Source organism: Streptomyces sp. NPDC088147, from assembly GCF_044741565.1.
GTDB lineage: Bacteria > Actinomycetota > Actinomycetes > Streptomycetales > Streptomycetaceae > Streptomyces.
Map to the genome: position 1 here is coordinate 1,377,812 of NZ_JBIUSY010000001.1, position 14,383 is coordinate 1,392,194.

Below are 14,383 nucleotides of genomic sequence, written 5' to 3' on the forward strand. Positions count from 1 at the left end.
TCGTTGAACCCTCGGTGGAGACTTTTCCGCGATATCGTCCGCTCCGTGGCACGAAACCTTCAAAACGCCGGTCGGCTCAGGCCGATCGACCTGGCGCGCGGGCACGGTCTGTCGACGCAGGCCGTCAGGAACTACGAGGAGGCCGGCATCCTGCCGGCCGCCGGTCGCACGGCCCACGGCTACCGCACCTACACCCCGCTGCACGCGCGGGCCCTGGGCGCGTTCCTCGCGCTGGTGCCCGGTCACAGCCACGGGACGGCGACGTCGATCATGCGGGCCGTGCACCGGGACGCGGTCGACGAGGCGTTCCGTCTCATCGACGAGAGCCACGCCCAGCTGCTCGACGACCGGCGGACCCTTCAGGCCGTGGAGAACGCCCTCCGCGACCTGGCGCACACCACGGCATCCGAACCCGCCGCGGCGGTGCCCCGGTCCGCGCGAACGTCCGGGCCGGTGTCCGGGCCGGTGTCCGGGCTCGGCGGCACGTTCATCGGGCCGCTTGCGGAGGAGCTCGGAATCCGGCCCGCGACGCTGCGGAAATGGGAGCGCGCCGGGCTGGTGCGCCCGCGCCGCGACCCGCTGACCGGGTACCGCGTCTACGACGAGGCCGACGTACGGGACGCCCGGCTGGCCCACCAGCTCAGACGGGGCGGCTATCCGCTGGAGCGGATCGCCCCGCTGCTCGCCCAGGTGCGGGCGGCCGGCGGCCTGGAGCCGCTGGAGGCCACACTGCACGACTGGCACGGGCGGCTGTCCGCTCGCGCGCGGGCGATGCTCACCGGGGCCGCCGAGCTGGAGGCGTATCTCCGCGAGCGCGGATGAGACTCCGGCCGCGTGCCGAGGAGAGGAGAGGAGAGGAGAGGAGAGGCACGGCCCCGGGGTGTGCCGCGGCGTCCGCTTGCCGCGGGTCGGCGACCGCCGCAGGCTGGATTCATGGCTGTTCCCGCGTCCGCCGCCCCCGCCACGGAGACCTACGGCGGCTGGGCCGTCGAGACCCCGGGGCCGGTCAGCACCGGGCGGCCACTGGTCCGTGTCAGCCGCCGCGTGCCCGTCCCCGGGCCCGGCGAACTGCTGCTGCGGGTGGAGGCGTGCGGCGTCTGCCGTACGGATCTGCATCTGACCGAGGGCGATCTCGCCCCGCACCGCCCGGCGAGCATCCCCGGCCATGAGATCGTCGGCCGGGTGGCCGCCGTCGGCGAGGGCGTGACGCGGTTCCGTACCGGCGACCGGGCCGGCGGGGCCTGGCTGCGCGGGACCTGCGGGACCTGCCGCTACTGCCGGGCGGGACAGGAGAATCTCTGCCCCCGGTCCCTCTATACGGGGTGGGACGCGGACGGCGGCTTCGCCGAACTGGCCCTCGTCCCCGAGGCGTTCGCCTACCGGCTGCCGGAGAACCAGGACGCCGCGCTCCTCGCGCCGCTCCTGTGCGCCGGGATCATCGGCTACCGCTCGCTGCGCCGCAGCGCGCTGCCCCGCGGCGGGCGTCTGGGGCTCTACGGTTTCGGCGCCTCCGCCCATCTGGCCGCGCAGGTGGCGCTGGCCGAGGGCGCCACGGTCCATGTCCTGACCCGGTCGGCGTCGGCACGTGACCTCGCCATGGAACTCGGCGCCTCCTCGGCCGGTGACGCCCGGGACCGGCCGCCGGAGCCACTGGACTCCGCGATCCTGTTCGCCCCGGTGGGTGACCTGGTGCCGGTGGCGCTGGAGGCCCTGGACCGGTCGGGCACGCTCGCGATCGCCGGAATCCACCTCTCCGACATTCCGGTGCTCAACTACCAGCGCCATCTCTTCCAGGAACGGAATCTGCGCAGCGTCACCTCCAACACCCGCCAGGACGGCTACGACTTCCTCGCCCTGGCCGAGCGCATCGGCATCCGCGTCACCGTCAGCCGCTATCCGCTGAGCCAGGCCGACCGGGCGCTCACCGACCTCGCGGCCGACCGGGTGAACGGCGCCGCGGTGCTCGTACCCGACTGACGCCCGTACCCGGCCGGCGCCCATGGCACGTTGACGCCCATGGCCCGCTGACGCCCGTAGCCGGGCCGGCGCGCACCGCCGCCGCGCTCACCCGCCTGCCCGGCGCTCAGCCACCGGGCAGTTCGAGCCGGCGCACGGTGCCGGGAGCGATGACGGACTCGACCCCGCCGAGCACCACGCGTACCGGACCGTCGCTCCCGTCCGGCACGGCGATCCGTACCCGCTGGGCCAGGATCCGCAGATCCACGTCCCAGTGACTGCGGTAGCGGATGCCGACCCCGAACTTCGACAGCTGGGGCAGCGGCGCCGGATCCAGCCACAGCGCGTTGTCCCGGGTCTCCAGACCCGTCAGCCCGCGCTGGACGAAGTCCAGGGTGCCCGCCATCGCGCCGAGGTGGATGCCCTCCGCCGTGGTGCCGCCCTGGACATCCGCCACGTCCCCGGCGAGCGCCTCCTCGGCGAAGGCCCACGCCTCCTCACGGCGGACCCGGGCCAGCACCCACGCGTGGACGAGGGAGCTGAGCGTGGACCCGTGGCTGGTACGGGCGAGGTAGTAGTCGACGGTGGCCCGCCAGGAGTCGTCGTCGAGACGGTGACCGAGCTGCCGGAAGAGCCCGGCGAGTTCCCGGGGCGAGAAGAGATAGCCGAGCATCAGCACATCGGCCTGCTTGGACGCCTGATAGCGGTTGGCCGTGTCGCCCTCCGCCTCCAGGATCCGGTCCAGCCGCCGGATGTCGCCGTACCGCTTCCGGTATCCCTCCCAGTCGAGTTCGGCGAGGTCCCCGTATCCGGCGAACTGGCTGATGATCCCCGCGTGGTACGGCACATGGAGCCGGTGGGCGATGTCGTCCCAGCCGTCCTGTTCCGACGGCGCGAGCCGGATGCGGTCGAAGAGCTGGTGGCGGTGCGCGAGGGGCAGGGTCCGGCAGAGTTCGAGGGCCCGGGTCAGTACCCACGCGGCGGTGACGTTCGTATAGGCGTTGTCGTCCAGGCCCGGCACCGTGGCGTCCGGGTAGCCGTCGTGGTACTCGTCGGGACCGACGACGCCGCGGATGCGGTACCGCTCCAGCGCCGGGTCCCACACCGCGCTGCTCGCCCAGAACCGTGCGATCTGGAGCAGGGTCTCCGCGCCGTCGGTGTGCAGGAACTCCGTGTCGCCGCTGGCCTGGCAGTACTGCCACACGTTGTACGCCACCGCCGAGCCGACATGGTGCTGCAACCGGGAGTGGTCGGGCAGCCAGCGGCCCGAGCGCGGGTTGAGGTGGACTTCCTGAGTCTCCTCGCGCCCGTCGCTGCCGCTCTGCCAGGGGTACATCGCGCCCCGCCGGCCCACACTGCGCGCCGCGTGCACGGCCGCGGGCAGCCGCCGGTAGCGGTAGCCGAGCAGGGACCTGGAGACCTCCGGGAAGTGCAGGTTGAGGAACGGCAGGACGAACAGCTCGTCCCAGAACACATGCCCGCGGTACGCCTCGCCGTGCAGCCCTCTGGCCGGTACGCCGGCGTCCAGACCCGCGGTGTGCGGGGACAGGGTCTGGAGTACGTGGAAGAGGTGCAGCCGCAGGATCCGGCCCGCCTCGCCCGGCACGTCCAGCGCGGCCTCCCGCCAGACGCGTTCCCAGGCACGGTGGTGCGACGCCAGCAGCCGGGGGAAGTCGGCGGCGCGCCGTACCTCCTGGACGGCGGTGGTCAGCGGGCCGCTGATCGCCGGGTCGCGGGAGGTGTACAGCGCGACCGTCTTGTCGACGGCCACCGTCTCGTCGCGCCCCACGGGGATCAGCAGCGTCTGGACGGCCTGTCCCGCGGTGAGCCGCGCACGGGGTGGGAGGGCGCGGCGGTCGGTGACGCGGACACGCGCGGCCAGCGCGATCCTGATGTCGGAGGTGACGGTGCGGCACCGCAGCCACACCACGGTGTCATCGTGCTCGGCGCCGGTGCGCACATGGGTCAGATGCCGGTTCGCCAGCTCGCTGTAGCGCTCCACTCCCGCGTTGCGCACATCGCCGTCGAGCCCCGACTCCACCTCCACCGTCCCGGCCCAGCCCTCCGCGGTGAACGAGGTGCGCTGTGCGGCGAGATGCGGCTCGCCCATGTGCACCAGCCGGGCCTGCTCCACGCGCAGCCGCCGCCCGGCGTCGTCCTCGTACACCGACCAGCGGGTCAGGGTGCCGTGCCGCAGGTCCAGGCTCTGCCGGTGGGTGAGGAGGTGGGGACCGTCGGGTGAGAGCCACGGTCCCGGTGCGGCTCCCTCGGGGTGTACGCGGTAGCGCAGCGGAAGCCAGTTGGGCAGATTGACCATGTCCTCGTTCTCGACCTGACGGCCCGCCACGGTGGAGATCAGCCGGTTGTAGCAGCCCGCCGCGTACGTGCCGGGGTAGTGGGCGGGTCCCTCGGACGTCTCCGACGCGGCGCCGCGAGTGCCGAAGTAGCCGTTGCCCAGGGTGCAGAGCGCCTCGCGCAGACGCTCCGCCTCGGGGTCGTACCCCTCGTAGGTCCAGGTCCAGGCGCGTGAGGTCACCCGGTGCTCCTGTTCCCGTTTCTCCCGTTCGCGCTGCTCCCGTTCGCGTTTCTCCCGTTCGCGCTGCTCCCCTTCGCGCTGCTCCGGCACGCTTCCGCGATCAGCAGCTCTCCGGGGTCGGCGACCACCACATCGGCGCCGTGCCCGCGCAGGTCGGCCGCGCTCGTCGGCCCCGCCGTACGGTCGACACCGATCACCACGCCGAACCCGCCGCGCCGGCCCGCTTCGACACCGGCGAGCGCGTCTTCCACGACGGCCGTGTCCCGGGGCGGGAACCCGAGACGGCGGGCGGCCTCCAGGAAGAGCGCCGGGGCGGGCTTGCCCGGCAGCCGCAGCCTGCGCGCCTCGTCGCCGTCCACCACGGTCCGCAGCAGACCGAGCACACCGGCCACCGTCAGCAGCTCCGTCGCGTGCCGGGACGCCGAGACGGCGGCGCACGGCACGCGCTCGGCGGTCAGCGCGTGGAGCAGGCGTACGGTCCCGGGCCAGGCGTCGACGCCGTGCTCGCGCAGCCGCCGGGCGAACAGCTGCTCCTTGCGTGCCGCGACGGCCCGGACGGTGGCCGTTCCCGGTCCGTCGCCGGGATCGCCGAGGGGCAGACCGAGCCCGCGCGCGCTCAGGAACGCGACCGCCCCGTCCTCCCGGGACCTGCCGTCGACATAACGGCGGTAGTCGTCCACCGCGTCGAAGGGCTCCCGCACGCCCGCGGCGGACAGACACGCGTCGAACGCGCCCTTCCAGGCCGCGGCGTGCACCCCGGCGGAGTCGATGATGACCCCGTCGGTGTCGAAGACCACGGCCCGCACGGCGCGCAGACACGGTGCCAGGGCCGGCGCGGCGGTCATGGCCCGATCCGTCCCTGCCCGGCCCCTGCGCGGAGATGCCCCATGGACCCATGGCACCACGGCTCACGGTCGTGAGCACGGCGGGGCCGGGGGTCATCACCGTCCGGCACGCCCTACGGCAGGAGCCTCCAGACCCAGGGGAGCCGGGTGAAGCGGATGGTGTCGTGATAGGTCCGCTCCCCCGTCTCGTACAGCAGACCGACGGTCCCCCCACCGGTCTGCACCAGGTCCGAGTAGCCGGCCCGGTCCTCCGACACCGTCCACACGGGTCGCCATGACCGCCCGCCGTCTCCGCTGGCCCGCACCTGCATCCGGAGCCGCTCCACGGCGTCCGAGGGGCCGGAGTACAGCAACGGCTCGTGCCGCGTGACACCGCGGACCTGGAGCACACTGCCCTGCACCACGGGTCCCTCGATCCCCGGCTGCGGACGGAACGGGACGGAGAGGGTCAGGCCGCCGTCGGCGCTGTAGGCGTCGGCCCGGGACCCCCCGGTCGTACGGTCGTGATCACGGGCGTTGATGTAGACGCGGCCGTCCGGCAGTTCCGTCAGGGTGCTCTCGTTGAGCGCGAGCGGCTCGTCGGCCCCGGGGCTGAGATAGCCGACGCGCCAGTTGTGACCGCCGTCGTCGCTGATCAAGGAGTGCGCGCCGCTGCGGGCCCTGGGGCCCGCGCTGTGGTTCGCGGGGACCAGCAGTCGTCCCCGGTGCGGGCCGTGGCGCAGCGCCACCGCGTGCCCGGGGCCGACCGCGTACCAGCGCCAGTCCGCGGCTTTGACCGATGCCGTGATGTCCCGCTGTGGCGACCAGCTCAGGCCGCCGTCCGTGCTGCGCTGCACATACACCCGGCGGACGGATTCGGCGACCGCGCCCACCACCACCTGGCGTTTGGTCGCGCCGCCGATCGTCCGGCAGGTCACGAGCACCACGTCCCCGCTGTGCGGATCGATCATCGGCGCGGGGTTGCCGACGGTGTCCTTCCCCGCGTCGGCGACCACGTGGAGCGGCTGCCAGGTGCACCCTCCGTCCAGCGAGCGCCGGAGGACCAGATCGATGTCGCCGTCGTCCGCGGCCGAGTCGCGCCGCCCCTCGGCGAACGCGAGCAGGGCGCCGCCCGGCACCTGGAGAGCGGCCGGGATACGGAAGGTGTGGTAGCCGGAGGTCCCGGACTCGTACGGCACGGAGGGCTCGCAGGACGCCTGCCGCGCGTGTGCCGGGGCGGCGGGCCACAACGCCATCGCCGTACTGATCAGGAGAGCGAACAGGAGCGCCGGCGACCGGCTGATTCTGACGGCACGGAGTCTCATCGCGTCCCTCGGCTGGCGTGGCGGGTGCGTGGGCGGTCCGGGAGGAACATAGCGGGATGAACAGCACACTTCCCGATCGCCACGCGTGCCGGGCCGCCTGCCCGTCGGAGATCGCGGCCCCGTGACCCTGCCCGCTCCGGCCCGGTGTCCCTTCCCGCTCCGGCCCCGCTCTCGATGGGGGCCGGCCGGGTGACGCCCGGAGGAGCGCCTCAGGTCGCCTCGCCTGCCCCGTCCGTCTCCCCCGGCTCCCCCGCCCCGTCCGGGTCGGCGGTGGCACGGCCGGCCAGCCGCTCGTACCGCTGCCTCGCCGCCTGGGGAGTGCCGAGGCCCAGACCGAAGGCGATCTCCTGCCAGGTCATCTCGCGCCCGCGGGCCATCTTGAGGAGCCCGGCCTCCAGTTCGTCCATGTCACCGCGCGCCGAGGGGATGAGGCTCAGGGCGGCGGTGATGTCCGCGTGGTCCACCTCCGGCTCGCCCTCATCGGGCCGCGCGGCGCCACTGAGCAGGAACGACACCAGCCTGATGGCCTCGTGCGGCGCGAGGACCGCGGGATGGACCTGTCGGCGGCGCTGTTCGTCACTGGCCGCGTGCCGCTCGGCGATGCGGAACAGCGACGCGGCGACGCGATGCGCGCGCGCCTGCTCGGGGTGCGGGGGCGTGAAGGGGTCGGCGGGCCGACCGGACGTCGATGACATGCCACCAGGATCGCTGACACACGAATCGATGTCAACTATTCGTTGTGAACACTTCGTTCACATGGCTTGCGAACTTGTTCGTGACGAACATGTTCGCTACCTTCGGGGATCAGACACCACCACATCCGAAGAGGAGTGATCGACATGCAGACCCCACACCAGGCCCACGAGGCCCACCCGGCCCACCGAACCCACCACCCCATCACCGTCGTCGGCGGCGGACTCGGCGGACTCGTGCTGGCCCGAGTTCTCCATCTGCACGGGATCGAGACCGCCGTGTACGAACGGGACGCCTCACCCGACGCCCGGCCACAGGGCGGCATGCTCGACCTGCACGAGGACTCCGGTCAGGAGGCGCTGCGCGCCGCCGGTCTCTTCGCGGAGTTCCGCGCCGCCGTCCACCCCGGCGGCGAGGCCCTGCGCATCCTCGACAAGCACGCCACCGTCCGCATGGAGGAGAGCGACGAGGACAGCGCCGGTGGCCGGCCCGAGATCAACCGCAACGATCTGCGTGACCTCCTGCTCGCCTCACTGCCCGGGGACACCCTCCGCTGGGGTGCCAAGGTGACCGCCGCCCGCCCGCTCGGTGCGGGCCGCCACGAGGTCGCTCTCGGCGACGGCACCACCTTCACCACCGACCTGCTGATCGGCGCGGACGGTGCCTGGTCGACGCTGCGTCCGCTGGTCTCCGACGCCAGGCCCCGCTACTCCGGCGTCTCCTTCGTCGAAATGGATCTCCACGACGCCGATACCCGCCATCCGGTCAGCGCCGCCGTCGTCGGAGGCGGCATGCTCTTCGCGCTGGCCGAGGGGAAGGGCTTCCTCGCCCACCGGGAAACCGACGGCCGACTGCACATCTACTGCGCGCTCAGGGCCCCGGCCGACTGGATCGCCTCCGCCGGTATCGACTTCACCGACACGGAAGCGGCCAGGTCCCGTCTCCTGGGGTACTTCGACGGCTGGGACGAGCGGTTGCGCGCGTTCATCGCCGACGCCGACGGCCCGCTCGTACCGCGCCCCATCCACGCCCTGCCCCTCGGCCACCGGTGGGACCGGATTCCCGGTGTGACGCTGCTCGGTGACGCCGCGCACCTGATGTCGCCCTTCGCCGGTGAGGGCGCCAACCTCGCCATGCTCGACGGCGCCGAACTGGCCGCCGCGATCGTGGCCCACCCCGGTGACACGGAGAAGGCGCTGACCGTCTACGAGGAGGCGCTGTTCCCGCGCGCCGAGGCATCCGCGGTGGAGTCCGCCGACAGCCTCGCCCTCTGCTTCGGTCCCGACGCGCCACAGGGCCTGGTCGACCAGTTCACTCACCCCTTCGGCCGCGCGGACCGGTCAGCTGACCGGTCAGCGGACTGATAGCGGCCTCCCGGCCCGATACGCCGGGTCACCGGATACACCGGATACACCGATCCACCGGATTACCCGCCCGCCGACGGCGCGGAGCGTGCGCGCGGCTGTCAGCCCGTCTTCCCGTCCAGCCGGAACGCGAAGATGTCCGTCCCCAGGGCGACCGTGTACACGGCTCCGCCGAGCGTCATCGGGCGGCTCTCGCTGGCGCCCCCGGCGGTCTTGCCCTTCGGTTTCGCGGTCCACAGCTGGCTGCCCGTGGTGGCGTTGAGCACCGCCACCCTGCCCTCGCCCACGGGCACCAGAAGCCGGTTCCCCGGTGCGGTGGCGGGCGCGGCGAGGCCGACACCCTTGGGCAGCGCACGGCGCCACATGCGCTTGCCCGTACGCAAGTCGTAGGCGTACGCGGCCGATTCGTCGGAGCCGTAGAAGACATCGTCGGCGAACGTGCCGGTGCGGAACGTGCCGTCGACGTCGACGCGCTCGGGGTCGGTGCCCTTCGGTTTCCCCAGGTCCCAGCGCAGGGTGCGGCGCGGTCCGTCCTCTCCCTCGCCCACCAGGAAGTACATCGCGTCCGCCCGCACGTCGCACGCGAGGAGGGAGCCGACGAAGTTGGTCCGCCGGAGTTCCTCGTTGCTCTCCGACCCGTATGCCGTGGCGATCGTGCTCTCCCCGTACGCCTCGGTCGTGACGAGGAAGCCGTCCCCGGCACACAGCACCTGTCCCACACCGGGTGACGGACCGTCGATGGTCCACTTCTCCTTGCCGGTGGCCGCGTCGAGTGCTCTGAGGACCGTCGGCCGGCCTTCGGGGGCGTCGGCCATGAAGACCGTGTTCCGGCCGTCGTAGGCGGGGATGGCGAACTGCCGGTAGTGCTTGGCCCAGCGTGACCCGCCGTCGGCGGTGGCGAGGCCCGTGAGCCGGGACGGACCACGGGAGATCCCGACCGAGGTCCAGCCGATCACGGTGTCCCGGCTCACGCCGGCGATGCCCCGGTAGACATAGCCGTGGCCGTCGGGGTAGTCCTCCTTCCAGCCTTCGGCGCCGGTGGCGGGGTCGAGCTTGACCGCCTGGCGGTAGGAGGTCGCGCAGTAGACGCCGCTGCTCACCGTCGCACAGCTGCCACTGCCCAGCTCGTAGCTGCGCCCGTCGAGTGTGATGCGGCTGGTCCAGCCGCGGAATCCGCCGGGCGGGTCGGGGACGGGGCCGAGGGCGTCACTTCTGGGCGACGGGGAGGGCGTGGCGGGGAGTGAGGCTTGGGGCGTGGTGGTTCCGGCCGGCCCGCCCTTGTCACCGGCCTGTTCGTCCTGGCCGCCGCCCTGGTTCACCACCCAGAGCGAGCCCGCCACGACGGCCGCCAGGGTGACGAGGGCGAGGGCGGTACGCCGCTTGGGGAAGCCGCCTCCGGCTCGTTCCGGGGAGGGGGGCAGATCTCCGGGTGGTGACGCGGGTGCGGACGTGGACGCGGGCGCCGGCACGGGTGCGACGTGTGTCTCGGCCCGTGCGAAGGCGGCGAGCCGCGGTGCGGGTCCGGGCTCGGCGACCGGCGGAGTGGGCTGCCGGGCGGCTGGGCGGGCGGACTCGGTGACCGGCTGAGCGGCGGGCTCGGTTTCCGGCGGGGCGGCGGACTCGGTGACCGGCGGAACTGCGGGTGCGGTGACCGGCCCGGACGCCGGACGGGCGACCGGCTCCGGCTCCCGCGCCGGTGCGCTCGCGGTGGTGACCTCCGCCTCGGGCCGCGCCTCGGGCCGTACGTCGGGGCGCGCCTCGGGCCGCACCTCAGGGGATGCCTCCGGCTGTGCCGGGGATTCCGTACCCGCCGCCTCGGTCGATGTCGTCCCCGTCTCGACCGCCGGGACCGTACCAACCGCCGGGACCGTCCCGTCCGTTGGGACCGTCGCCGCCGCCCCCGACATCGCCGCCTCCGTGTGCTTCAGGAGGTCCCCGACCGTGGGGCGCGCGCTCGGCTCCTTCGACAGACAGGGAGCGATCAACTCCCGCAGCTCGTCGGGGAGTCCGGTGAGGTCCGGCTCCTCGTGCGTGACCCGGTAGCCGCACACGAACGGGTCCGTCGCGTCGAAGGGGCCGTGTCCGGTCGCCGCGAACACGAGCACCGAACCCAGCGCGAAGACATCCGTGAAGGGTCCTGTGGCCTCACCCGCGCGGAACTGCTCGGGCGCCATGAACGGCGGTGTGCCGACCACCAGTCCGGTACGGGTCAGCGGATCGCTGTCGACCGCCCGCGAGATCCCGAAGTCGATGACCCGCAGACCGTCCTCGGCGAGCAGCACATTGGCGGGCTTGAGGTCGCGGTGTACGAGACCGGTGCGGTGGATGTCGCGCAGCGCCTCCGCGAGGCCCGCCGCGAGGATCCGTATCTCCCCCGGGGGCACCGGACCGTCGTCCGCCACCCGCGCGTGCAGCGTGCGCCCGGGTACGAACAGCGTGGCCAGCCACGGCCGTTCGGCCTCCGGATCGGCGTCCACCACGGGCGCGGTGAAGGCCCCGCTGACCCGCCGCGCCGCCTCCACCTCTCGGCGGAACCTGGTGCGGAACCCGTCGTCCTCGGCGAACTCGGGCCGGATCATCTTCACCGCGACCTGGCGTCCGGAGACGGACCGCCCGAGGTAGACGACGCCCATGCCGCCCGCGCCCAGCCGCGACACGAGCCGGTACGCGCCGACGGAACGTGGATCGTCCCCCCGCAAGGTCACCACTGGCCCCCATGAGTCGTTCGCCGCGGAAGCGAGGCCGGTCGTGGCGGCCGGTCCCCATCGAATCCACCCTACCGGTGGGCGAGTCGGACGAAGGCGGGAGGAGCGCCCTGTCATCGACGGCCGCACCGCGTTGGCCCTGTCCGACCGGTGTCGCACGCGGTGCCGTCAGGGTCCGGGGCGGGCTCCGTCGGCTGTTCGGCCCGTCGATATCGTACGTACGCGGACAGCCGCCCGCGGAGCGCGGTGTTGCCCGGCCAGGGGCGAGGAGCGAGCGATGGGTACGCCGGCGGGGTCTGCTGGAGCGGGAGAGCTGAAGCGGCGTCTGGGCGTGTTCGACGCCGTGGTGATCGGGCTCGGCGCGATGATCGGCGCGGGAATCTTCGCCGCGCTCGCCCCGGCCGCCTCGGCGGCCGGGTCCGGGCTGCCGCTGAGCCTGGCGGTGGCCGCGGTGGTGGCGTACTGCAACGCCACGTCCTCCGCACGGCTGGCCGCGCGCTACCCGAAGTCCGGTGGCACGTACGTCTACGGCCGCGAGCGGCTCGGGGAGTTCTGGGGTTATCTGGCCGGCTGGGGATTCGTGGTCGGCAAGACCGCCTCCTGCGCGGCGATGGCCCTGACGGTGGGCGCGTACGCGTGGCCCGGCCAGGCGCACGCGGTGGCGGTGGCGGCGGTGGTGGCGCTGACCGCGGTGAACTATGCCGGCGTGCGGAAGTCCGCGTGGCTGACGAGGGGCATCGTCGCGGTCGTGCTGGCCGTCCTGGCCGCCGTGGTCGCGGCCTGTCTGGCCGGTGGGACGGCCGAGCCCGCGCGGCTGGGCATCGGCGCGGACACCACCTTCGGCGGGGTGCTGGGGGCGGCCGGGCTGCTGTTCTTCGCCTTCGCGGGCTACGCGCGCGTCGCCACCCTCGGCGAAGAGGTCCGCGACCCGGGCAGGACCATTCCCCGGGCGATCCCGCTCGCCCTGGGCATCACGCTGGCCGTGTACGCGGGCGTCGCCCTCGCGGTCCTCGCGGTGCTCGGGCCCGACGGCCTGGCCGGGGCCGCCGCGCCACTGGACCAGGCGGTCCGGGCCGCCGGGGTCCCGGGGCTGGTCCCGGTGGTGCGGGTCGGGGCCGCGGTCGCGGCGCTCGGCTCGCTGCTCGCGCTGATCCTCGGTGTCTCCCGTACCACGCTGGCCATGGCCCGTGACCGGCATCTGCCGCATGCCCTGGCGGCCGTCCACCCGCGCTTCGGGGTGCCGCACCGCGCGGAGCTCGCGGTCGGCGCGGTCGTCGCCGTCCTGGCCGCCACCGCCGATGTGCGCGGCGCGATCGGTTTCTCGTCCTTCGGCGTGCTCGCCTACTACGCCGTCGCCAACGCCTCGGCCTGGACGCTCACCCCGGCCGAGGGCCGCCCCGCCAGGATCGTGCCGGTCCTGGGCCTGGCCGGTTGCCTGGTCCTGGCCTTCGCCCTGCCGACGGCCTCGGTCGTGTGGGGAGCCGCGGTGCTCGCGGTGGGCGCCGCCGCGTACGGCCTGCGCAAGGCGGTCGCCCGCCGCTGACCGGGCGGGCGGCGTGAACCATGACCCGGGGGCGGCGTGAACCAGGACCCGGGGGAAGCCGAAGCGGCTGCCCGTGGTCGATACGGCCCCGTGGTCGATGGCGACGGCATGCTCCGGGGATCGCGAGCCGTGGTGATCCGCTCAGCGCCCGGACACGTCGGCCCTCGTATCCGGCGGCGCTTCGCCGGGGAATCCGCTGGTGCGCCATGACCCGCCGTCCGGTGTCACCGCGAACCCCTCGTAGCCGTCCAGGGATTCCAGCCAGTCCCGTGCCCCCTCCCCCATGGCGAAGGCCGCGGTCGCGTACGCGTCGGTCATGGTGAGCCGGGCACCGACCACCGTGACGGACGCGGGGCCGCACGCCGGCGTGCCGTGGTGGGGGTTGAGGATATGGGCTCCGCGTTCCGTCTCGCCCGAGGTGGCGATGGCCAGGTCACGGCCGGTGACGACCGTACAGAACTCCCCGGGGCGCAGGGGGTCCGCGATCCCGACGCGCCAGGGTGAGCCCGGCGCCGCCTCTCCTCCGAGTTGCAGGTCCCCGCCGCCGTTGACACAGGTGTTGTACGCGCCCGCCTCGCGCAGGATCCGCGAGGCGCGTTCGACCGACCACCCCTTGACCAGCCCGGACGGGTCGAGGACACCACCCGCGAGATGGCTGAACCAGCCGCCGGTGTGCCGTACGGCCCTCTTGCAGAGGGTGAGGACCTCGCGTACCTCGGAGGAACACTCGTCGAGTCGGATCTCTCCGCGTGCGAGACGGCAGATGATGCTCTCGGGCCGGTACGTGGAGTACACCTCGTCGACGTGGTGCAGCCAGCGCACCGCCTCGCGCAGCGCGGCCTCGACGGCGGGCGTGCGCGGGTCGCGCATGTCGAAGGAGAAGACGGTGCCCATCGCGTGCTCGACGTGGCGCCACCCGCCACGCCCCGGCGCCTCGCCCGGACCCGCACGCGTACCTGTTTCCCGATCCGTATCGGACACCGTCAGACACCGGCCTTGTCGAGTGCGCTCTGCAGGGACTGGATGTAGCCCTGACTGGTGTAACTGGCACCCGAGACCGCGTCGATGTGCGCGCTGTGGGCGGTGAGCGCCTCTTGTGTCAGCCGGGGCACCGCGTAGGCGGTGATCTGCTGGTCGCGGCCGGATCCGGACGGTACCTGAACTACCTTGACGTCGGTGAGCTCGCCGCCCTGGACGGTCGCGGCGACCTGCACCGTCCCGTACCGGGTGTCGACGGGATCACCTGTGTAGGTGCCGCTGACCGGGTGCGAGCCGCTCGCGGCGGGCTCGGACCGCGTCGGCGAGGGGGCTGCCCCGCTCGGGGGTGTGCCGCCGAGCGCGGAGACCGCGGCTGTGTGGTGCGGCTTGAGCGCGAGCAGCAGGACGACCAGGGAGCAGGTCGACGCGGCGGTGAGAACGGCTCGTCGCACGGTGGGT

At 73.4% G+C, this 14,383-nt stretch carries 11 protein-coding genes; 4 read left to right on the top strand and 7 right to left on the bottom strand.

Translation table 11 applies throughout. The features are described from left to right. Positions 1 to 45 precede the first annotated feature (45 nt). Positions 46 to 822, top strand: coding sequence for a TioE family transcriptional regulator (locus tag ACIOGX_RS05125; protein ID WP_401910380.1), 777 nt, complete (start codon positions 46 to 48; stop codon positions 820 to 822). A gap of 111 nt (positions 823 to 933) precedes the next feature. Next, the gene (locus ACIOGX_RS05130; protein ID WP_401910383.1) at positions 934 to 1,977 is read left to right on the top strand and encodes a zinc-dependent alcohol dehydrogenase family protein; all 1,044 of its coding nucleotides are present in this window, start codon (positions 934 to 936) and stop codon (positions 1,975 to 1,977) included. 106 nt (positions 1,978 to 2,083) lie between these two features. Here the strand turns inward: ACIOGX_RS05130 and ACIOGX_RS05135 are convergent, their stop codons facing one another. The 4 genes from ACIOGX_RS05135 to ACIOGX_RS05150 form a co-directional block, all read right to left on the bottom strand. Further along, positions 2,084 to 4,492, bottom strand: a complete 2,409-nt coding sequence (locus tag ACIOGX_RS05135; protein WP_401910568.1) for a glycoside hydrolase family 65 protein — start codon at positions 4,490 to 4,492, stop codon at positions 2,084 to 2,086. Next, the gene (locus ACIOGX_RS05140; protein ID WP_401910386.1) at positions 4,489 to 5,337 is read right to left on the bottom strand and encodes an HAD family hydrolase; all 849 of its coding nucleotides are present in this window, start codon (positions 5,335 to 5,337) and stop codon (positions 4,489 to 4,491) included. The genes ACIOGX_RS05135 and ACIOGX_RS05140 overlap by 4 nt, the downstream gene beginning before the upstream one ends. A gap of 113 nt (positions 5,338 to 5,450) precedes the next feature. Then, a complete protein-coding gene (locus ACIOGX_RS05145; RefSeq protein ID WP_401910389.1) occupies positions 5,451 to 6,641 on the bottom strand; it encodes an exo-alpha-sialidase in 1,191 nt (396 codons plus the stop codon). Positions 6,642 to 6,850: 209 nt separating this feature from the next. Further along, positions 6,851 to 7,336 (bottom strand): DNA-binding protein, encoded by a 486-nt coding sequence (locus ACIOGX_RS05150; protein WP_401910391.1) that lies wholly within the window; start codon positions 7,334 to 7,336, stop codon positions 6,851 to 6,853. Between the two features lie 144 nt (positions 7,337 to 7,480). Here ACIOGX_RS05150 and ACIOGX_RS05155 point away from each other — a divergent pair, with 144 nt between their 5' ends. After that, on the top strand, positions 7,481 to 8,698 hold the full coding sequence (locus ACIOGX_RS05155) for an FAD-dependent oxidoreductase (RefSeq protein WP_401910394.1): 1,218 nt from the start codon (positions 7,481 to 7,483) through the stop codon (positions 8,696 to 8,698). A 101-nt stretch (positions 8,699 to 8,799) separates the two neighbouring features. On the opposite strand, the gene ACIOGX_RS05160 is transcribed toward ACIOGX_RS05155, so the two are convergent. Next, entirely contained in the window at positions 8,800 to 11,403 is a 2,604-nt protein-coding gene (locus tag ACIOGX_RS05160; RefSeq protein ID WP_401910397.1) for a protein kinase, read from the bottom strand. 277 nt (positions 11,404 to 11,680) lie between these two features. On the opposite strand from ACIOGX_RS05160, the gene ACIOGX_RS05165 reads away from it, so the two are divergent. Further along, positions 11,681 to 12,946 carry an APC family permease gene (locus ACIOGX_RS05165; RefSeq protein ID WP_383965263.1) on the top strand — a complete coding sequence of 422 codons (1,266 nt, stop codon included), beginning with the start codon at positions 11,681 to 11,683 and terminating at the stop codon, positions 12,944 to 12,946. 141 nt (positions 12,947 to 13,087) lie between these two features. On the opposite strand, the gene ACIOGX_RS05170 is transcribed toward ACIOGX_RS05165, so the two are convergent. After that, entirely contained in the window at positions 13,088 to 13,840 is a 753-nt protein-coding gene (locus tag ACIOGX_RS05170) for an FAD:protein FMN transferase (RefSeq protein ID WP_356511034.1), read from the bottom strand. Positions 13,841 to 13,929: 89 nt separating this feature from the next. Continuing rightward, on the bottom strand, positions 13,930 to 14,376 hold the full coding sequence (locus tag ACIOGX_RS05175) for an FMN-binding protein (protein WP_401910401.1): 447 nt from the start codon (positions 14,374 to 14,376) through the stop codon (positions 13,930 to 13,932). Between the last annotated feature and the right edge of the window lie 7 nt (positions 14,377 to 14,383).